Source organism: Natronocalculus amylovorans (assembly GCF_023638035.1).
In the GTDB taxonomy this organism is placed as follows: domain Archaea; phylum Halobacteriota; class Halobacteria; order Halobacteriales; family Haloferacaceae; genus Natronocalculus; species Natronocalculus amylovorans.
Genome location: NZ_JAKRVX010000012.1, coordinates 1 through 19,239, shown reverse-complemented (window position 1 = coordinate 19,239; position 19,239 = coordinate 1). Strand labels below are relative to the sequence as shown.

The window sequence follows — 19,239 nt, the reverse complement described above, 5'->3', positions numbered from 1 at the left end:
CTGACATAGCGATCATTTCACAGAGTTATTCGATGACACAAAACACTTCACCAACGCTTTGCAGCGATCAAACTGCAGAACTAATTGCATGGCACACGGACGTTACTGAAACAGCTACCAGCGAGTTCGATGCAGCTGAAACACTTTCCACGCGTCTTGGCTCGCACGTCAATGTTGATGGAACCGTGACGATCGGGTTCTGGACGCCGGAGCTAACGGAGGCTGACGTACCTGAAGCGGACGTCTATCTCGAACTGTACACACCAACGGGCTCAGTTGACCTGACAACGGACGAGACGGCTGCGTTCGATCGCCACCAGGTTCCAGTTCGTCAGCACGAGGACTACACATGGGCCGTCGTAGATAATGTGTCTGCTGGTACACGGCAACAGCTTGGGACGCTCTACCAACTGGTCTACAAACGCCCAACACCCGGCGAAGCCCTCGCACGAGAGAGCGACCTCGGAGATGAGGAGTGGGGCGTCATCCCGGACCCGCTCGCGGATTCGGTTCCGTTTGGCGTCTATGCACCGTCCGAAATCTATGACATGCAGCACCTGCAGGCCAACCGTGCCGATCGCGACTACTTTGCATCGATCGGTACAGACGCTGAACGCGTCGCTACCAGTGAAGATGACGGACTTCCACGGGTTGACCCTGCGGTGAGTATGCTTGAAATCCACCCTGGAACCGCAACTGAAGCGGGGAGTCTTGGCGGGCTTGCAAGAAAATATGAGACGATCGGTGAGAAACTCCAGACTGGCGAGGCGCTGACCCCAGCAGAGCGGAATTTTGTCGGCTACGATGCGATTCAGCTAATGCCAACTGAGCCGATTACACAGAATCCCGACCTTCATGACTACTGGACGCCACAGCAGCTTGACCGATCGACCGATGCACAGTCGATCGAGGTCAAAATTGGTAACCCGGAGATGATAAACTGGGGATACGACATTGTTGTCTCCGCCTTCTCTGCGACGAACCCGGCAATCCTAGAGAGCAACCGACCGGACGAGTTAGTTGACTTCATTGCCGCCTGTCACAACCTTCCGGAGCCGATCAAGGTTGTCTTTGATATTGCGCTTGGGCACGCCGATAACGGTTCCATTCCACTCCTTTCGGAGCACTTCTTTGAGGGCCCCGGAATGTATGGCAAACACCTCGACTATACAGAGCCAACCGTTCGAGCAATCCTGCTTGAACTCCAGCGCCGAAAGATGGACCTCGGAGCGGATGGGATCCGGGTTGATGGTGCACAGGACTTCCGTTACTGGGATCCGGAGCGCGAGGAAATGATCCACGATGATGCGTATCTCGCGAAAATGGATGCGATTACTCAGGAAGTCGCTGGAACGGAGTATCGTCCGTGGATGATCTACGAGGATGGCCGGCCATGGCCGCAGGAGGATTGGGAGCTTGCGTCGACGTATCGAACCCTTATCGAACAGCACCCACACGCGTTCCAGTGGTCGCCCGTAACGTTTGCGCACAACACGCCTGCACTGCTTACATTCTGGGCAACAAAATGGTGGCGCGTCAAAGAGGTCGCAGAGTTTGGAAGCCAGTGGATTACCGGCGTCGCAAACCATGACACCATCCGTCGTGGAACACAGACCGAAGTTGGTGACGCATGGAATGCCCCACAAGAGAATCCACACCTTGCAGAGACACTGCCGGAAACCCTCAATGAGGCGTACAACAGCCCTGCGGCAACGATGCTATTCTACTGTTTCATGCCGGGCGTTCCGATGGACTTTGTCGGTGCAAATATGCGATCGCCGTGGGGATTCATCCGCGATACGGATCCGGCATGGAACGTCAAGGTTGTAGCAGAGGAGGCATACCTCGTTGATTGGCAGATTCCAGATGACGTGTACGGCGACGATCGCTTCTTTGGCGGACTCAAATCGCTCGGCTTTACTGAGAAAGACGACCTTCGGATGTTCATCCGAGCGCTGCTTTCGGCAGTTGATCTGACGGACTACGATCTCGATGCGATCGCAACCGTTCTTTCAACCCTTGAGACGCCATTTGGCAAGGAGATTACTGCTGATGATCTGGAGACGTTCGCTTATGCGTGGATGGAAGATATTCATCACTACGCAAATCTCAGCCACTGGGCAGATGAACAGGACGACGAGCGTACTGCGTTCGACCTGGCGGTCAGAGAGTTCCGGCACGAACGTCCATGGCTTCGATCGGATATCGATCACGAAGGGAACGAAGCGTACGGCTACAGACATCCAACAAACGGAACCGTCCTCTACTACGGGCTTCGAGAGTCCCCAGACGGTGATGAACAACTACTCTTTGCAGCAAACATGGAGGGACCACCGATTGAGGTCTCACCGGAAATCTTGGCCGACGAGATTGCTGACCTCCCAACCGATGGCTGGGAGCCAGCACTCGCCGCACCCGCCGTTGCTACCGGCGCAGACCGCGACTCCGTCACACTTGGAAACGTCCAATCGATTGTGTGGAGACGCAGTCTTTAGCTGGTAACAACGAAACAAACGACCAATAATATATGCGTTCTTTATTGATTTGTTATTGATTCCTGTCTGATCCTAAGATATATACCGGATTCTATCGAATAGTGCTGTATGGCAACGAGTGACATAAAAAACATCCCGATCGCAGAGTGGACCGACCACAACCATTGTCCGTTCTGTCAGTCCCGATTAGCTGATCCGGGAGCGGGATTTATGGACCATCTCGATGAAAACCCACGCTGTAAATCTGGATTTAGACAGTGGCGACGAAACGTTGCCGGCGACATCGGTAGTGAGTGGTTAGCCTGAGTCGCTATTTTCGGACGCAACCAACGCCTCAAGTTGCCACACCGCCGGTTTTTTTGCGAGTGGTTCGTTTGCATTTCCACACTGCGGTGACTGCACACATGACGGACAGCCATCTGTACAATCGCACCCCGAAATGAGGGTCGCCGTTCGACTCATCAGCTCTTCGACGATCGAATAGCCAGCTCTTGTTAACCCAACGCCACCGGGATAACCATCATAAATGAAGACTGTGCTCCGCTCAGTGTGTGGGTGATATGGGGTAGAGATGCCACCAATGTCGCCGCGGTCACAAAGCAGTGTAAACGGAAACAGCGAAATTATGCCGTGCTCCGCAGCATGGATCCCACCATTGAACTCCCAGTCTGTATGCTCCGATCGAATCTTGGTTTCCAACGTCGGTGGGAGCGTATAGTACAACGCCTTGGTTCGCAGCGTCGTCTCTGGAAGGTCGAGAACTCTTTCACCAATCACCGTTCCTGTTTTTCGATCTTTCCGTTGGAACCCAGTGATCTGCTCTGTGACGGTGACATCCGCAAACCGAACCGTTGCATCGGAGTCCCCAGAAAGCGGTTTTTCAAGCAGATCACTAGTCACGTCAATAGACTTGTCGGTGAGGACTTTTGTGTAGTAATCCGCCCACGTTGGCTGCAACACCGCAACATCCCGATCGAGATCGAGCGATGAGACCTCGTAGCTTTGGCCTTGTTGATGATAAATCGCGCCCTCGTGTGCATCACGAAGTGCGTCTGCAAACGCGAGCGAGGCGATCGTTTCGTTTGTTCGTCCATCGAGCAGGTTGATCTCTCGATCGTCGATCGTCCGCAAGCTCATCGAATGCTGTGGACTCCCGCCGCCAGCGTAGGTCCAGCGGACACCATCATCGGTCGATCGGCGTTCCAATCGGCCCTCACTTTCTAGTCGCGAAATAATATCCGGGAACGGCCCGCCAAAGTGCACCTCGTCGTCAACTGAGAGCCAGTTTTCGTTGGCTGCAGCCGCGATATGGTCCGGAAGCAACTCCTCATTTTCAGGGTTCGAAATCGCTTGTTCCGGATCGGCTGCAAAGAACTCATCTGGATTCCGCATCAGATACTGATCAAGCTGATCTTCACCACCAATCAGCACAACCAACGCGGGGTCGCTCCCTCTCCCTGCTCGTCCAGCTTGTTGATACGCAGACATCCGCGTTCCTGGATACCCATCCAAAATAACGGCATCAAGTCCTCCAACATCGACACCCAACTCAAGCGCATTTGTGCTCCAGACCCCACGAAGTGCACCGCTATGAAGCTGTGATTCAATGTCTCGTCTCGTTTCGTGTTGTAGTGCGGCCTGATATGCGCTCACTTTTCCGGCAAGCTCGCTCTCACCTCGATCGCGCAGCTCTCGAGCGCTTTCGGTTGCATACTGCTCTGCGGCCTGTCGTGCCCGCGTGAACGTGAGCGTCTGATAGCCTGCAGTGACCAGATCACAAAAGAGCTGTTTTGCCTCGCTGTGGTTCGATCGCCGTCGGCCAGATCCTTGTGCTTGCCACTCGTTCTCGTACTCCGGTGGATTCCAAAGCACCCAGTGACGTGGTCCACGGCCGCTCGTATCCTCGTCGATGAGTGTATACGTTGTTTCGTCTGTTCCGGTGATTCGTGCGGCATGCTCGACTGGATTCCCGATCGTTGCCGAACAACACACAAACTGTGGCTCGCTCCCGTAGCGTTCACACAGTCTGTTGAGTCGTCGCATCACAAGCGCGACCTGTGTCCCAAACACACCGCGATAGTTGTGGACTTCGTCAATCACAACCAGTTCAAGCGATTTGAAAAACCAATCCCACAGCCGATAAGCATGGGGCAACAGTGCATAGTGCAGCATATCCGGGTTTGACAACAGGACGGTTGGCCGTCGATCGCGGACGGCTTTCTTTTCACTTTTTGACTGCCGTCCCGTGTATGACGCTACTGAGACACGACTCCCAAATCCGAGCCCGTGTGCAAGCGAGCTTAGCGAGCTCTCTTGATCGGCGATCAGCGCGTTCTGCGGACCGATGTAGAGTGTCCGACCACCGTGGTCCATTGCATTCTCAAACGCCGGAACAGTGTATGTAAGGCTTTTTCCGCTTGCGGTTTCGGTTGCAAGAACGACATTCTCCCCATCTCGAACCGCTTCAATCGTCTCCGCTTGATGACGGTATGGCTGTGCAATTCCCTGTTTTGAGAGTGCAGATTCCAGCCGCGGCTCAAGTTCGATCGATGAAAACTCCGGTTCGCGTGCTGGTACTGTTCGCATGTCTGCGATCTGTCCAGCGTAGTATGGGCGAGTCCGAAGCCACTGATGAATGTCGTCCACACCGTTGATCGGAGTCGAACGTGACTAATTGTTTCGGCAGGTGTTCAAAAGAGCCGTGACTGCTCTGACTGCCCAGCGATCGCGTGCAAATCCCACCCCTCACTCAAGGCGGTCTCCTTTTTGACACGATAGTTGCCGCCATCAGTTCGGTACAGCTCGTCGGGCTCGAAAAAGTACCACGCTTCCCGATCGAACCGAACAGCGATCAACGCCTCCGCCCCAAATGAGTCCGCAAAATACTGTAGCGATGCAACCTCAGCCGCATCCAGATAGATCGGTCTACCGCTGCTTGCTTTTGCTTCGATCGCATAGAATCGCTCACCATTTCCTGCGATCACGTCCGGAAGGTCACGTTCTGTTGCACTGCCGCTCGCAGGTGCCCGCATCACTGCAAAGCCGTTTGCATCGAGTTTGTTGACAAGTTCACGCTCTCGTCGATCGCCTTTCCTGCTTGCCATTTCGGGTTCTCCTCTCTCAGATATGATCGGCTCACAACCTATATAAGTACGTTTTCATTGTGTGACACGCCACAGCGACACTCAAAAACACTTATCCTGTTCGTCCGGCTTCGATTTGATATGAGCGATATCGCAGTCGTCCTTCCGGATGGATCAAACCTTACGGTCCCCGAGGGATCGACGCTCGAAGATGTAGCGTACGAGATTGGACCCGGTCTCGGACGCGACACAGTTGCCGGCAAGATCGAAGGCGAGCTTGTTGATAAAGCCGCAGCAGTATCCGATGGCGATCGAATTGAGATTGTCACTGACCAGAGCGACGAGTATCTTGACGTCCTCAGACACTCCGCAGCACACGTGTTTGCACAAGCGCTGCTTCGAACCCACCCGGATGCACAGCTAACGATCGGCCCATGGACCGATGAAGGGTTCTACTATGATATCACGGGTGTCGAGCTTGACGAATCCGACTTGTCAGCGATTGAAACCGAAATGGAATCGATCGTCGAGGAAGATTACGAGATTGAGCGTGTGATCCGATCGCGCGAGGAGGCGATCGAAAAGTACGAGTCGGAGCCAAACCCGTACAAACTCGACATCCTTGAGACGGAAGCCGCAGATGAGGAGGAGATCTCATTCTATGTGCAAGCGGAGTTCGAGGATCTCTGTAAGGGGCCACATGTTGCATCGACGGGGAAGATCGGTGCGTTTGAGCTGACGAACATCTCCGCTGCATTCTGGCGCGGCGACGAAGAAAACGACACGCTCACGCGTGTGTACGGAACGGCATTTGAGAGCGAATCCGATCTCGAAACATTCCGCGCACAGCGTGAAGAGGCAAAAGAGCGCGATCACCGTAAACTCGGCAGCGAGCTTGGTATCTTCTCGATTAACGAGACGACGGGACCTGGCCTCCCATTGTATCATCCACATGGCAAGCGGATTCTCAATGAACTGTCGGACTTCGCAGAAGAGCTTAATCTTGAAGCCGGGTATGAGCCGGTTGAGACGCCACATCTGTTCCGAACGGAGCTGTGGAAAAAATCGGGCCACTACGACAACTACGTTGATGACATGTTCCTCCTTGATGTGAACGATGAGGAGTATGGCCTCAAGCCGATGAACTGCCCGGGGCACGCAACCATCTTCAATCAGCAGTCGTGGAGCTACCGTGACCTCCCAGTTCGGTACTACGAAGATGGCAAGGTGTACCGAAAAGAACAGCGTGGAGAGCTTTCCGGGCTCTCGCGTGTCTGGGCGTTTACGATCGATGACGGCCACCTGTTCTGTCGCCCGGACCAGATCGAACAGGAGATCAACCTCATCATTGATAACATTATGACCGTGTTCGAGACGTTCGAACTTGATGCGGAGGTTGCACTCGCCACGCGCCCGGAGAAATCCGTTGGCTCAGATGAGATCTGGGAGCAGGCAGAGTCCCAGCTTGAGGCGGTCCTCGAAAGCGGGAATATTGACTACGATCTCGAACCTGGTGATGGTGCGTTCTATGGACCAAAAATCGACTTTGCGTTCACCGACGCACTTGGCCGGAAGTGGGACGGTCCAACCGTCCAGCTTGATTTCAATATGCCGGACCGATTCGAGCTGACGTACACTGGTGAAGACAACGAGGAACACCAGCCGGTGATGATCCATCGTGCGCTCTACGGCAGCTATGAGCGGTTCTTGATGGTTCTCATAGAGCACTTCAACGCGAAGTTCCCACTCTGGCTTGCACCGGAGCAGATTCGCATCCTCCCGATCTCGGATGACGAACTCGGCTACGCATATCGACTGAAGAACGAACTGACGGAGAAGGAGTTCCGGGTTGATATCGAAGATCGATCGTGGACGCTTGGTCGCAAAATCAGAGAAGCGCAGGACGATCGGGTTCCATATATGCTCATCGTCGGAAGCAATGAGGCAGAAGCCGGAACCATCTCAGTACGAGACCGCAAAGAGCAGGAACAACAAGACGTAGAGGTAGAGACGTTCGTTCAGCATATCCTCTCCGAACGCACTGAGAAACGGCTGGGGCCGGACTTCCTCGACTAGCGTGTTAACATGCTTGAGCGCTGGATAGTCCGTAAAACCGATTGATACCGACTGTTATCCGCATTCAATCCGTCTTTTTTGCATGAGCTTGGAGACGCCGCGAGTTGGGGTATTAGCGTTTCATACGAGTCCTGAACTTCGTGCGATCGAGGGGGCGATCTCCGAACTTGGTGCGGTACCAGTTCGACTTAATGAGGAATCACTCACTCTCACTGCAGGTGATAGTGGCGTTTCGATCGAACCGGATATCGATGTTTGTATTAACCGAATTCTTCTGAGTACACAGTCATATCCACTTGACCCGATCGGTGTTGCACACACTATCAGCCAAGCAGTCCCGATGATAAACGACCCGTTCGCGACCGTACGGGCAACACATAAATTCATGACGCTTTCGACACTCTCTGAGGCGGGCATTTTGGTGCCAGCCTCTGTCTGTAGCCTGAACCACGATCGGCTCTTTACATCAAACAAGACGCTTACAGAGTCTGTTGTGTACAAACGAGCTGTTGGTACACATGGCTCAAACGTGTTACAGGCGAACCGTAACAACCCGCCTGAGCCACAGTTTGGCGACCGACTTTCACTGACCCAATCTCGAATCAAACCGCCCGGTGACCGATGGTGGGATCGAAGAATCTACGTCGTTGCTGATTCAGTTATCGCCGCAATGGACCGATTTGCAGCCAAAACTGACTGGCGAGCGAATATTGCACGTGGTGGATACGCGGTTGATGTCACAGATGACCTTGATGACGTGCTTGTATCGCTTGCAGTTGACGCGACGGCTGCCATCGGGCTAGATTGTGCAGGTATTGATCTTATTACAGACGGCGATCGATGGTACGTTCTCGAAGTTAATCCAACAGCAGGGTTCAAAGGCCTCTTTTCTGCAACTGGTATCTCGCCTGCACCATACATCGTCGCACTTGCACTCGATCGAATTAGCGTCAGCACAGACCCCGAAGTATTAGTCAAAGCGTCAAAATCGATGGATGAACCGACTGTATCGGAAATGTAGAGTCTATCAGCATTATTTTCAATGATCAATGTGTTTTTGCCCCCACCGTGAGATATCGTCACTTATGGCTGACGCACCAGAAGTTGGCGAGCTGACACCGCCGGATCGAACACTGATGGGGCCGGGTCCAAGCGACGTGCACCCGCGCGTGCTGCAGGCGATGAGCACACCGCTTGTTGGACACCTTGACCCATCGTTCATTGAGATTATGAACGAGGTACAGGAGCTACTCCGGTACACATTCCGAACCGATAACCAGTGGACGATCCCGGTTTCGGGGACTGGCTCTGCATCGATGGAAGCTGCGATTGGCAATGTCGTCGAACCCGGAGATACCATGCTCGTACCAACAAATGGCTACTTCGGCGGTCGCATGGAGAGCATGGCACGGCGTGCAGGTGGTGAGGTCGTCCATGTTGAGGCTCCGTGGGGTGAACCGCTTGATCCAGTCGACGTTCAAAAAGCGTTTGATGAGCATCAGCCGGATGTGTTCGGGTTTATTCACGCCGAAACCAGCACAGGTGTTCTACAGCCAAACGTTTCGGAGCTTACGTCGATCGCACACGATCACGACGCATACGTGATTGCAGACTGTGTGACCTCGCTCGGTGGTGTGGAGATGCAGGTTGATGAGTGGGGTGTTGATGTTGCCTACTCTGGGCCACAGAAATGTCTTTCTTGTCCACCAGGCGCAAGCCCACTCACGCTGAACGATCGGACGATGGACAAGGTCCTCTCCCGCGAAGAGGAGCCACGATCGTGGTATCTCGACCTATCGTTGCTTGAAGGCTACTGGGGAGACGATCGATCATATCACCATACTGCACCGATTACGAACGTCTATGCGATTCGAGAGGCACTCAGACTTGTCGCCGAAGAAGGCATTGAAAACCGCTGGGAACGGCATCTGAATGTCGCTGGTGAGCTCAAAAGCGGACTTCAGGAGATGGGGCTTGAGATGAACGCACCGGACGAATACTGGCTACCAAGCCTCAATGCAGTTCGTGTTCCTGATGGCGTTGACGACGGTGCCGTCATCTCATACCTGCTGGATACCTACGATCTTGAGATCGCGAGTGGTTTGGGTGATCTTGCAGGTGATATCTGGCGAATCGGCTGTATGGGCTACTCTGCCCGTCCGAAAAACGTTCAGTACGTGCTTTCATCGATCGAAGAAGCACTTGCAGAACAAGGCTACGAACAGTAACTGCGCCACGTTCGGTATCATTGCTCACACATATTTTTTAAATTCCGTTCTGACTGTCGAGTATGGCCGATACCGACGGCAATTCGGATCTGTTTGGGACTGCCCTGTTCGACCACTACATGGGGACGCGATCGGAGCCGCTGTATCAGTGTGATGGACCGCAGAGACAGACCCATCCGATCGAGGCGTTCTATTTTGAGCCGTTCGCTTCCGAATCCGATCGCGGCTCGTGGCTCTGTCAACAGATTTCCGGACCGCTTTTGGATATCGGTGCCGGTGTTGGCAGGCACGCATTGTATTTTCAATCCCAATACGAGACTACGGCGATCGACCCGAGCTCGAAGCTTGTCGAAACAATGACAGACCGTGGTGTTTCTGACGCACGGATTGGCGGGCTGTTTGGGCTCACCGGTCAGTTCGATACGGAGCAGTTTCAGTCCGCGATCGTGATCGGAACGCAGCTCGGACTTGTCCGATCCATGGCTGGACTAACGGCATTTCTGTCGGACCTTGCTACAATTACCGCAGAGAACGCAACCGCGATTATTGACTCGTATGACCCAACTGACCACCGAACGTCGGAGCTTCTTGGATACCGATCGGATGCCGAACACGGGGTTGCATCCCGTGCGTTCTGGTTCGAATATACCGACAAATCCGATCCAGTACTGCTGTTTCGGCTGTTTAGTCCCGATCGGATTCGTGAGGCGGCTGCGGGGACCCCGTGGATGGTTGCTGCCATTCAGCGATCGGTCGAGAGCGCTTACTATCGAATTGCCCTCGAAAAAGCGAGTAGTGAGTTACCACGCAGAGAGCGCATTTCGACCGTGGTGGGTTGCCAAAATCATGAGGAACAACAGTGCGCCAGTAATTGCGAATGCCCCACCAACATAGAACACCGATGCCATGCTCACTTCAATCATCAGCCAGCCCGCAATGAGTGGGCCAAGGACGCTCCCGGGCCGCCAGACAAGCTCACGAATACCGAATGACGATGCGACACCACCTTCAGAAGTTCCTTCATCGGCAAACAACGCCATGCTTGCAGGTTCGCGGAAGGAGTCAACGATCCCAAGCAGTCCAGAGAGAAGCACGAGCGGAACGAATGCGATCGAAATCTCGCCAATGTATGGTAGTGCGGTCGGTGCCCCGATTGCAGCACCGATCTGTGGTGAAAACGGGACCGCGATCGCAATCACCCCATACATCCCGCCGCCAAAGAAGACAAACAGCGATCGACCGTATCCATCCGAAAGTCGGCCAGTAAACAGCTGCCCAACCATATTCGTGAACTTCTCTGCGGTGACAGTCATCGCAACGGCAAACGCTGCAGTGACACCCAGCCCACCTGCAGCGGCTGCAGTGCCAGCGTAAATCGGGACCCATGTCCGAACCATCGTTACCGAAAACGCGTACTGGACACGGAAACTGGTCATTGTCAGAATCTTCTGGTTGAGCGCCAGATCGGAGAATGGAAACCCCTTGATTCTGGTTTCATCTGGCGGCAGAAAGATCGAGAGCCCGCCGGTTGCGATCACCATAATCAGGACAATAATCATAAAAATCGGAGTAAACCCAAACAAGTCATATAAGAATCCCGCAGAGAGGCTCCCAACGATCGACGCTGCGAAGCTTGCGGCATTTGCTTTCCCAATATGATCCGCCCGTGTACCGTACTGTGCAAGTTGGCCCACAAGTGAGAGCGACATCAACCCCGCACCAGTGACGGCGATCCCTTGCAATGCACGCGCTGCAATGAATGATGCGCTCGAATCAACAAGCGGGAAGAGTGCGTAGGCGACGATCCCGACAAGTAAGCTCCCAACGAGGACCGTTCGCTTATCAAACCGATCGCCAGCCCACGCCAACGGCACAACTGCAGCTGTCTGTGCAAGCGTGAACCCCGTGGTGTACATTCCAATGATGAATCCCGCGCTGATTGTAATCCCCAAAATAGTGGTCGAAGATGGCTCAAGGACGTTGATATAGGTCGGCAGAAGGGTGATCAGCGTGATGAATCCAAAGCCTTCCGCAAACCGTGTGAGGTAGAGAGAATAAAATTGGAGCTGCGTTTCGTTCACATGCTCACTCCGAAGAACGAGTGAAAAGATATTTCGATTCGTATGCCTCGCTCAGAGATCGGCTTGTGAGAATACGGTGTAGCCGATCGAAATTGGCACAATAAGCCACAGACAGAGAATGACAATCCCGATCTCAGGCACGGCATAAAAGGCGTCAAATCCGGCCGCACCGGTTGACGCATTCACTGCCGCAGCTACGTCCGGAAGCAGTGCGACAAGCCCGGAAAAGTAGGCGTTGCTTGGTGGAACTTGCGTCACGACAAAGTACCAATCCGGTGCCGCTGTCGGGAGAGAGAACCCGTTTGCAACGAATAACAGTACGAATGCAACTCCGTCCCAGAGGAACTCAACAATAAAAAAGAACCCAATGCCGAGCGCTGCCGCCTTGGTTGTCGAGCTCACAAGTGCCGAGAGTCCAACAATGATACTCACATAGACGAGTGCAAAAAAAAACGTCCAACCGAGGAAGATCACTGCGGAGAGAATGCTTCCTGCGCCAATAACAATGATTCCGATCGACAATCCAAGCCCTAATGCGATGATGAGCGGCACTGCAAGGACGGCGGTCCGGCCGACGACTTTGCCAACGAGTACATCCAACCGTGAATGTGGAAGCGAAAGGAGGAGTTTTGCGCTTCCAAGCTCACGTTCACCAGCGATCGCACGATAACAGATGACGATTGACGTGATCGAGACAAACAGCCCAACAATTCCGCCGAGGAAGAATACTAACCCACCAATTGTCGTCTCTGTCCCAGCAGAAAGAAACTCAAACTCGCTGTAGCCGTAGGTTAAACCAAGCGAGAGAAGGATGAAGAACGCTGAAAGCGCCCACAATGATCGTGATTGAACCGCATCGCTGAAGTCTTTTTTCGCGACTGCAACCCACGTCATTGTTCGACCTCTGTTGGGGCTGCAGCGGCATCTTCTTCGGTGTGATCTTCTGATCTTGGCTCTCCAGTAACGGCTGCAAAGAGATCGTCTAACGAGGATTCATCAGTGGTAAAATCAACGATCGAGTATCCCTCACGATCCAGCGCAGCTAACACCTCATACTTCGACTCACGCGTGAGCGCGATCGACAGCATTGAGCCGTCTTGAATAGCCGATGTGACACCAGCCACGTCTTCAGCCGCTGACACTGCACCGTTGTCGGCGTTTTCAAGCGTTACATCCAATCTCGAATCCGTCTCCAGCGATGCTCTGAGTCCAGAAATCGTATCTTCTGCAACCAGTTCCCCGTTATTCAAAATCCCAACTCGATCGCAGATTGCTTCAACCTGCTCAAGAATATGGCTCGAAAAGAACACGGTAGCGCCTCGATCGGCTTCTTCGCGGATGATTTTACGCATCTCCCGAGCACCGTTTGGATCAAGCCCGGTTGATGGTTCATCGAGAATTAGTAACTCTGGCTCTCCAGCAAGTGCCATTGCAAGCACCAACCGTTGAGTCATCCCTTTCGAATAGCCACCGGCATTTCTATCAGCTGCATCTGCAATCCCAACTCGATCAAGGAGATCGAGCGGATCCTCTGTGCTTTCTTTTGAGTCGATCGCAAACTGAACGTGTTCGCGTCCACTGAGCCGATCGTAGACGTGATAGCCGTCGGGGAGTACGCCTGTTTTCGATCGGACAGCCACACTTTCGGTTTGCGCATCATGTCCGAGCACAGTAGCCGATCCGTTCGTTGGGCGAACGAAATCGAGGAGGATATCAATTGTTGTCGACTTTCCAGCACCGTTTGGGCCTAAAAACCCAAATATCTCGCCGGACTCGACGGTTAGATCGACGTTCCGTAACGCAGTTATCGAACCGTACTGCTTGGAGACGCCGTCTAATTGTATGGCGACCATGACACTACGTCATTCCTGACAATACATAAATGTGGATCTGTTCAGGGAATTGGTGGCTACTCTACTTTCACTACGCTGGCGGTGAGGTTTTAACCATAGGACAGAAAGAGATGCTCACATAATGACCTCCTTGCAGTCGACGCTCGGTGATGAACCGGGGATCGCCGAAGAGTTGGCCCAGAGCCAGCGGGAGATCTCCATCGCCGAGTTCTTCGAGAAGAACAAGCACATGCTTGGCTTTGATTCGGGTGCACGAGGGCTTGTCACCGCTGTTAAGGAAGCAGTTGACAATGCGCTTGATGCCACCGAGGAAGCAGGCATTCTTCCTGACATCTACGTTGAGATTACCGAAGTTGGTGACTACTACCGACTTATTATCGAGGACAACGGGCCGGGAATTACGAAAGAGCAAGTTCCGAAGGTATTCGGAAAGCTCCTCTACGGCTCTCGATTCCACAAGCGAGAACAAAGTAGAGGACAACAGGGAATCGGAATCTCCGCGGCTGTGCTCTACTCGCAGCTCACGTCCGGGAAGCCTGCAAAGATCACAAGCCGCCCAAAAGGCTCCCAAGATGCGGAGTACGTTGAGCTAATTATCGACACGGACACCAACGAACCGGAGATCAAAGTCGCACGAGAAACATCGTGGGATCGTCCACATGGTACACGAATCGAGTTGGAGATGGAAGCCAATATGCGGGCACGCGGCCAACTTCGAGATTACATCAAACATACCGCTGTGGTGAACCCTCACGCTCGGTTGGAACTTCGAGAACCAGGACTCGAAACCCCAATGAAGTTCGAACGAGCGACAGATCAGCTGCCTGCAGAAACAACAGAGATCAGACCACACCCACACGGTGTCGAGCTTGGAACGCTCATCAAGATGCTTGAGGCGACCGAATCATACTCGATCTCTGGTTTCCTCCAAGAGGAGTTCACTCGGGTTGGTGCAAAAACCTCGGATAAGATTCTAGATGCCTTCCGCGATCGGCACTTTGGCCGAGAACTATCGTGGACAACGCCAGCGACACACACCGCAGATATTGAGGGTGCAGTCACGGAAGCAGTTTCAAATAAGGGTGCAGACGCAACTGAAGCGTTTGCCAGCGAAATTGCATCAGTTCTCTCCAACAGAGAGCGAACGAGCCATTTCGAACTTGTTGAGATTGTCGATCGTGTTGCGGAGACGGTCGAGAAGGACACTGGAAGAACATTCGGTGATACGGTTCGAGAGAATGCAGTTGAAGCCGCATGGGATGAGCTCACCGCCTACAGCGAGGAAGCCACAAACGGCGAAGAGCCGGCGCGCGACCACCTCACACCAAACATCTACACGCTTGTCGACAGCGCAACAAGCACTCGGAAAGATGATGCTGCGATTCAGGGCTTTTCCGATCGGCTTGCTCGGCGCCTCGCCGCTGACGGTGGGAGGCAGTTCCGGTTCACCCACAAATCACTAACGAAGATTATTGCTGATGTTGCTGCAGCAACGAAGGAGTACGATGAGGTAAAATTCGGAGAGACAGCACAAGAGAATATTTTTGAGGCCGTCTGGAAGACGACTCGGACGGTCCCAGACGACGTTCCGAAGGTACGATCGGTTGCAGGCGATCGTGACACAGCGAGCCAACTGGTTGATGCGATGCGAGAGACAGATATTCTCTCTCCGCCAACCGACTGTCTCTCCCCGATTAGTGCCGAGCTTGTCGAGGCAGGGCTCAGAAAGGAATACAATGCTGATTTCTACTCTGCAGCAACTCGTGATGCAGAGGTACATGGTGGCGATCCATTCATCATTGAAGCTGGAATTGCGTATGGTGGTGACCTCAAAGCCGAGGGATCGGTAGATCTGCTCCGATTTGCAAACCGCGTACCGCTTGTTTACCAGCGTGGTGCGTGTGCATCAACGGATGTCGTCAAACGAATCGGCTGGCGAAACTACGGGCTTGACCAGCCAGGAGGGAGCGGCATGCCAAACGGACCGGCCGTCATTATGATTCACGTTGCCTCGACAAATGTGCCGTTTACCAGCGAGTCAAAAGACGCACTGGCGAACATTCCAGCGATCGAAGATGAGATCGAACTCGCAATTCGTGAGGCTGCACGTGAGCTCAAATCCTATCTCAATAAGCGTCGATCGATGGAAAAACGCCGAGAGAAGCAGGATGTGCTTGGCCGAATCCTTCCGGAGATGGCTGATAAGGTTGCGGAGGTCACTGGTCGGGAGCGACCGAACATCGAGGGTGCGATGGCACGTATCATGAACAATGTGAGTGTCGATCGCGAAGTGGATGGAGAAACGGTGACGCTCTCTGTTGAGAACTACTCCGGTCGATCGGAAACACCAGAAATAACGGATATTCTGTCCGCAGAGCCAACCGATCTGAACGGCGATGCAACCGTGGTCGATATGGATGGTGAGTGGTTCCTCCAATGGTCACCAACAGTTGGCTCGGGCGATGAGGTATCGATTACGTACACAGTTGCGGAGGGCACCGATTTCGAAATGAATGTCGATGGCATTGACGGAGAAAAACTGACGGTGAACGCATAATGAGTTCCGAATCACAATCACAAACACAAACACCGGAAGAGAAAGCACGCGAACAGCTGATTGACCTCGCAGCGGAGTTTTATGATCAGTTTGCTGGCGGAGACATTCCGGAGATGAAACTTCCGACCCGAACAAAAAGCAATATCGAGTATAACCCAAACTCCGGTGTGTGGGTGTATGGCGATCGGACGTCAACGCGGAGTGCAAACTCCGTTCGAGGCGCACGAAAGCTGTTAAAAGCGGTGTACACGATCGAGTTTCTTGCAAATCAGCTTGAGGAAGATCGCTCTTCGACCCTGCGTGAACTGTACTATCTCTCCGAATCGTGGGATAACAATGAAGCGCACTTTTCGGATCAAGACGAATCGAACCAGTTGGTTGAGGATCTTGAAATCGTTTCCAAAGTTACGCGTGAGGATTTCCATATGCGACCGGAGGAATCCGGTGCTACACTGATGGGGCCACTGAAAATAAAAGAACAGACCCGTCGTGGCGAACGTGAGATTCACTGTCAAGAGGACGTTGGCGAGGGCGGCTATCAGATTCCAAATAACCCGGATACGATCGAATTCCTCGATCATGATACTGATTTCGTCATGTGTGTCGAGACCGGTGGGATGCGCGATCGGCTCATCGAAAACGGGTTCGATGAACAGTACAACTGTCTCGTCGTTCACCTCAAAGGCCAGCCAGCACGGGCGACCCGCCGGATTACAAAACGGCTGCACGATGAGTTAGATCTCCCAGTGATGGTCTTCTGTGACGGCGACCCGTGGTCCTATCGGATCTATGGCTCCGTTGCATACGGATCGATCAAGTCCGCACACCTCTCGGAGTATCTTGCAACACCGCAGGCGCGATATGTTGGGATTCAACCGGAAGATATTGTGGAGTACGACCTTCCAACAGACCCGCTAGCTGACTCTGATGTGAATGCACTGGAGTCTGAGTTGTCAGATCCGCGATTCCAGACTGACTACTGGGAAGAACAGATCGAACTCCAACTTGAAATCGGCAAAAAGGCAGAGCAGCAAGCGCTTGCTGCACGTGGACTCGACTTCGTGACCGACACGTATCTCCCGGAACGGCTTGACGCAATGGGCGTTATTTAATCCGCTAAAAGAGCCTTTTTTATTGGTTTGTACTTCGTTCGTCGAGTGCAACCGCGATCGATCGTGAGGCAACATCCGCAACAAACGCCGCCGCATCCGCGTTGAGCAGCTCAAATGTGTTGTAATGGATTGGAATAACGAGTTCCGGCTGCATTTGTTCGGCAAGCGCAGCACTTGCAGCCGCGTCTGAGACAACGCTGCCACCGATGTTCGCTAAGAAAACGGAGACGTCAAGCTCTGAGAACCCATCCAACGCATCAGAATCTCCTGGCCAAAAGACTCGGTGTCCATCAAGTCCGATAAGGAATCCACAGCCAAGCCCTACTGGATGTGGGACGTTCCCGTCCGCATCAGCGCACGGGCCATCAGGGTCGTTGTACGCAGGGACAGACCAGATATCAACCACACCATGTTCTGTCTCAACTGCAACGTGGTCATCATCTGTTACACGCACAACGGTAAATGGAAGCGCTGAGACCGGCGTTACGTCGCGATCGATCTCGGACGTATCAACACCCTCGTACACAACGATCGTCGCATCCTCACTGGCAACTTGCTCGATTCCATCAGAATCGTAGTGATGATTATGAGTCACGACAACGACGTCTGCATCGCGGGCGTAGTAGTTATCAAGAACGCCATACCGGCCAGGATCGGTGTAGACAACAGGCCCATCCGCGGTCTCGATTCGAGCCGTTGCATAGCCAAGCCACGTAACTGAAAGTGTGTCGTACCGGACAGTCATTATCTGATAATGTGAATCTGCCCGTTTGTATCTGCGTATTTTATTGCAACTCGATCGGCATTCGCAGTACATCGGTTTCGATTGTATAGAAGCCAACCTGTGGCCACGGCTCCGAAAGGAGGTGCTCTGGAACAAGCGGCATTGGGACTGGTGTGTAGCCACCGTGTCGAATTGCAGAGACACCTGCGAAATCTTCGATTGGACCGTCAGGGCCGTCCCGGTTAGCAAACACATAGAACCGCTTCGTATCTGGATCACGGAGATACCGATACGGAAATGCACTGGCACGAGGGGCCCGTAAGGAATCAACATCTGCTAAAAGGGCAACAACCTCCGTGTCTGCTTCCAGTACCAATCGTGGCCCTCTGTCTACATTTGGATCGTCTGGGAGCGGTCCAGATGGGGTATGTGTTTCTCGCCATACAAGGCTCTGTGCCGGTGCATCAACGAGTGCGTAGCCACCTGCATCAAGTGGGATGCGGTCAGGTCCATTGTAGAATGTACGCTTTCCATCACGTGCTGCGTGAAGCAGTGGTGGGGCGTTGAGAATCTCTGTAAGAAGTCGCTGTGCATCTTCAGTCTCAACGACAAATAACACCGATCTATCGTTTCGTTGGGCATGCACGATCTGCGAACAGACGGTTGTTGGGTCGATTGAAGTGGTATAGAGTGGTTCGATTGCGATCGGTTGGCTACTGTCTGCATTATCGGTTGTCGCAATTGCAGGAGGGCCTCGGTCCGGACCATCCGCTACCTGCCAGCCAAGCGGATCGAGTGCAGCAGTGACTGCATCAATAACTGGAATGGTCCACTCACCCGCCCGGTTGTTATCCATGTACATTCGAGGCGCGCGAGCGTCAAGTGTATTGTGCACAACAAAGACCCGGTGAACCACCTCGGGGTCAAGCCCCGAGGCTTCCCGTTTCTACGACGCACTTTGCAGACACGGAATCCGTGTCCGTAGGGAGCGCAGTCTCCACGGGCGTTGATTCGGGCCATCCCAGCCCTA

Annotated in this window: 14 protein-coding genes and 1 pseudogene; 7 read left to right on the top strand and 8 right to left on the bottom strand. The window is 53.4% G+C overall.

Features of this window, described 5'->3' with window-relative positions; all coding sequences use genetic code 11:
• Positions 1-32: 32 nt before the first annotated feature.
• Both gghA and AArcSt2_RS16145 read left to right on the top strand, forming a co-directional pair.
• Positions 33-2,495, top strand: coding sequence for a glucosylglycerol hydrolase (gghA, locus tag AArcSt2_RS16150; protein WP_250586201.1), 2,463 nt, complete (start codon positions 33-35; stop codon positions 2,493-2,495).
• A gap of 108 nt (positions 2,496-2,603) precedes the next feature.
• Positions 2,604-2,801, top strand: a complete 198-nt coding sequence (locus AArcSt2_RS16145; protein WP_174653970.1) for a DUF7501 family protein — start codon at positions 2,604-2,606, stop codon at positions 2,799-2,801.
• Here AArcSt2_RS16145 and AArcSt2_RS16140 read toward each other — a convergent pair.
• The gene (locus tag AArcSt2_RS16140; RefSeq protein WP_250586199.1) at positions 2,793-5,141 is read right to left on the bottom strand and encodes a DEAD/DEAH box helicase; all 2,349 of its coding nucleotides are present in this window, start codon (positions 5,139-5,141) and stop codon (positions 2,793-2,795) included. The genes AArcSt2_RS16145 and AArcSt2_RS16140 overlap by 9 nt on opposite strands.
• A gap of 44 nt (positions 5,142-5,185) precedes the next feature.
• Complete coding sequence (gene hjc, locus AArcSt2_RS16135) at positions 5,186-5,599, bottom strand: Holliday junction resolvase Hjc (RefSeq protein WP_250586197.1); 414 nt, start codon at positions 5,597-5,599, stop codon at positions 5,186-5,188.
• A 120-nt stretch (positions 5,600-5,719) separates the two neighbouring features.
• On the opposite strand from hjc, the gene thrS reads away from it, so the two are divergent.
• The 3 genes from thrS to AArcSt2_RS16120 all read left to right on the top strand — a co-directional run bounded on the left by thrS (position 5,720) and on the right by AArcSt2_RS16120 (position 9,882).
• Entirely contained in the window at positions 5,720-7,654 is a 1,935-nt protein-coding gene (thrS, locus tag AArcSt2_RS16130; protein ID WP_250586195.1) for a threonine--tRNA ligase, read from the top strand.
• A gap of 82 nt (positions 7,655-7,736) precedes the next feature.
• Positions 7,737-8,675 (top strand): ATP-grasp domain-containing protein, encoded by a 939-nt coding sequence (locus AArcSt2_RS16125; RefSeq protein ID WP_250586193.1) that lies wholly within the window; start codon positions 7,737-7,739, stop codon positions 8,673-8,675.
• 64 nt (positions 8,676-8,739) lie between these two features.
• Positions 8,740-9,882, top strand: coding sequence for a pyridoxal-phosphate-dependent aminotransferase family protein (locus AArcSt2_RS16120; RefSeq protein WP_250586191.1), 1,143 nt, complete (start codon positions 8,740-8,742; stop codon positions 9,880-9,882).
• Positions 9,883-10,682: 800 nt separating this feature from the next.
• Here the strand turns inward: AArcSt2_RS16120 and AArcSt2_RS16110 are convergent.
• Genes AArcSt2_RS16110 through AArcSt2_RS16100 form a run of 3 tightly spaced genes read right to left on the bottom strand, consistent with a single transcriptional unit; the run spans position 10,683 to position 13,816 of the window.
• Positions 10,683-11,963, bottom strand: coding sequence for an MFS transporter (locus AArcSt2_RS16110; protein WP_250586189.1), 1,281 nt, complete (start codon positions 11,961-11,963; stop codon positions 10,683-10,685).
• A 51-nt stretch (positions 11,964-12,014) separates the two neighbouring features.
• Positions 12,015-12,857 (bottom strand): ABC transporter permease subunit, encoded by an 843-nt coding sequence (locus AArcSt2_RS16105; RefSeq protein WP_250586187.1) that lies wholly within the window; start codon positions 12,855-12,857, stop codon positions 12,015-12,017.
• Entirely contained in the window at positions 12,854-13,816 is a 963-nt protein-coding gene (locus AArcSt2_RS16100; protein WP_250586185.1) for an ABC transporter ATP-binding protein, read from the bottom strand. The genes AArcSt2_RS16105 and AArcSt2_RS16100 overlap by 4 nt, the downstream gene beginning before the upstream one ends.
• A gap of 121 nt (positions 13,817-13,937) precedes the next feature.
• On the opposite strand from AArcSt2_RS16100, the gene AArcSt2_RS16095 reads away from it, so the two are divergent.
• Together AArcSt2_RS16095 and AArcSt2_RS16090 are read left to right on the top strand one after the other, a co-directional pair.
• Positions 13,938-16,373 carry a DNA topoisomerase VI subunit B gene (locus AArcSt2_RS16095; RefSeq protein WP_250586183.1) on the top strand — a complete coding sequence of 812 codons (2,436 nt, stop codon included), beginning with the start codon at positions 13,938-13,940 and terminating at the stop codon, positions 16,371-16,373.
• Positions 16,373-17,485, top strand: coding sequence for a DNA topoisomerase IV subunit A (locus AArcSt2_RS16090; RefSeq protein ID WP_174653959.1), 1,113 nt, complete (start codon positions 16,373-16,375; stop codon positions 17,483-17,485). Before AArcSt2_RS16095 ends, AArcSt2_RS16090 begins: the two co-directional genes overlap by 1 nt.
• A 19-nt stretch (positions 17,486-17,504) precedes the next feature.
• Here the strand turns inward: AArcSt2_RS16090 and AArcSt2_RS16085 are convergent, their stop codons facing one another.
• The 3 genes and pseudogenes from AArcSt2_RS16085 to AArcSt2_RS16900 all read right to left on the bottom strand — a co-directional run.
• Positions 17,505-18,230 (bottom strand): MBL fold metallo-hydrolase, encoded by a 726-nt coding sequence (locus AArcSt2_RS16085; RefSeq protein ID WP_250586181.1) that lies wholly within the window; start codon positions 18,228-18,230, stop codon positions 17,505-17,507.
• A 40-nt stretch (positions 18,231-18,270) separates the two neighbouring features.
• Positions 18,271-19,065 carry a hypothetical protein gene (locus AArcSt2_RS16080; RefSeq protein WP_174653957.1) on the bottom strand — a complete coding sequence of 265 codons (795 nt, stop codon included), beginning with the start codon at positions 19,063-19,065 and terminating at the stop codon, positions 18,271-18,273.
• Between the two features lie 67 nt (positions 19,066-19,132).
• Positions 19,133-19,239: pseudogene (locus AArcSt2_RS16900) on the bottom strand (RNA-guided endonuclease InsQ/TnpB family protein); the annotation flags it as partial.

What these genes read in the sequence shown, in the direction of transcription:
- AArcSt2_RS16090 (WP_174653959.1), top strand. Translation starts at nt 16,373, where the DNA reads ATGAGTTCCGAATCACAATCACAAACACAAACACCGGAAGAGAAAGCA.
- AArcSt2_RS16085 (WP_250586181.1), bottom strand. Translation starts at nt 18,230, where the DNA reads ATGACTGTCCGGTACGACACACTTTCAGTTACGTGGCTTGGCTATGCA.
- AArcSt2_RS16105 (WP_250586187.1), bottom strand. Translation starts at nt 12,857, where the DNA reads ATGACGTGGGTTGCAGTCGCGAAAAAAGACTTCAGCGATGCGGTTCAA.
- AArcSt2_RS16120 (WP_250586191.1), top strand. Translation starts at nt 8,740, where the DNA reads ATGGCTGACGCACCAGAAGTTGGCGAGCTGACACCGCCGGATCGAACA.
- AArcSt2_RS16125 (WP_250586193.1), top strand. Translation starts at nt 7,737, where the DNA reads ATGAGCTTGGAGACGCCGCGAGTTGGGGTATTAGCGTTTCATACGAGT.
- AArcSt2_RS16145 (WP_174653970.1), top strand. Translation starts at nt 2,604, where the DNA reads ATGGCAACGAGTGACATAAAAAACATCCCGATCGCAGAGTGGACCGAC.
- gghA (WP_250586201.1), top strand. Translation starts at nt 33, where the DNA reads ATGACACAAAACACTTCACCAACGCTTTGCAGCGATCAAACTGCAGAA.
- AArcSt2_RS16095 (WP_250586183.1), top strand. Translation starts at nt 13,938, where the DNA reads ATGACCTCCTTGCAGTCGACGCTCGGTGATGAACCGGGGATCGCCGAA.
- AArcSt2_RS16100 (WP_250586185.1), bottom strand. Translation starts at nt 13,816, where the DNA reads ATGGTCGCCATACAATTAGACGGCGTCTCCAAGCAGTACGGTTCGATA.
- hjc (WP_250586197.1), bottom strand. Translation starts at nt 5,599, where the DNA reads ATGGCAAGCAGGAAAGGCGATCGACGAGAGCGTGAACTTGTCAACAAA.
- AArcSt2_RS16080 (WP_174653957.1), bottom strand. Translation starts at nt 19,065, where the DNA reads ATGGATAACAACCGGGCGGGTGAGTGGACCATTCCAGTTATTGATGCA.
- thrS (WP_250586195.1), top strand. Translation starts at nt 5,720, where the DNA reads ATGAGCGATATCGCAGTCGTCCTTCCGGATGGATCAAACCTTACGGTC.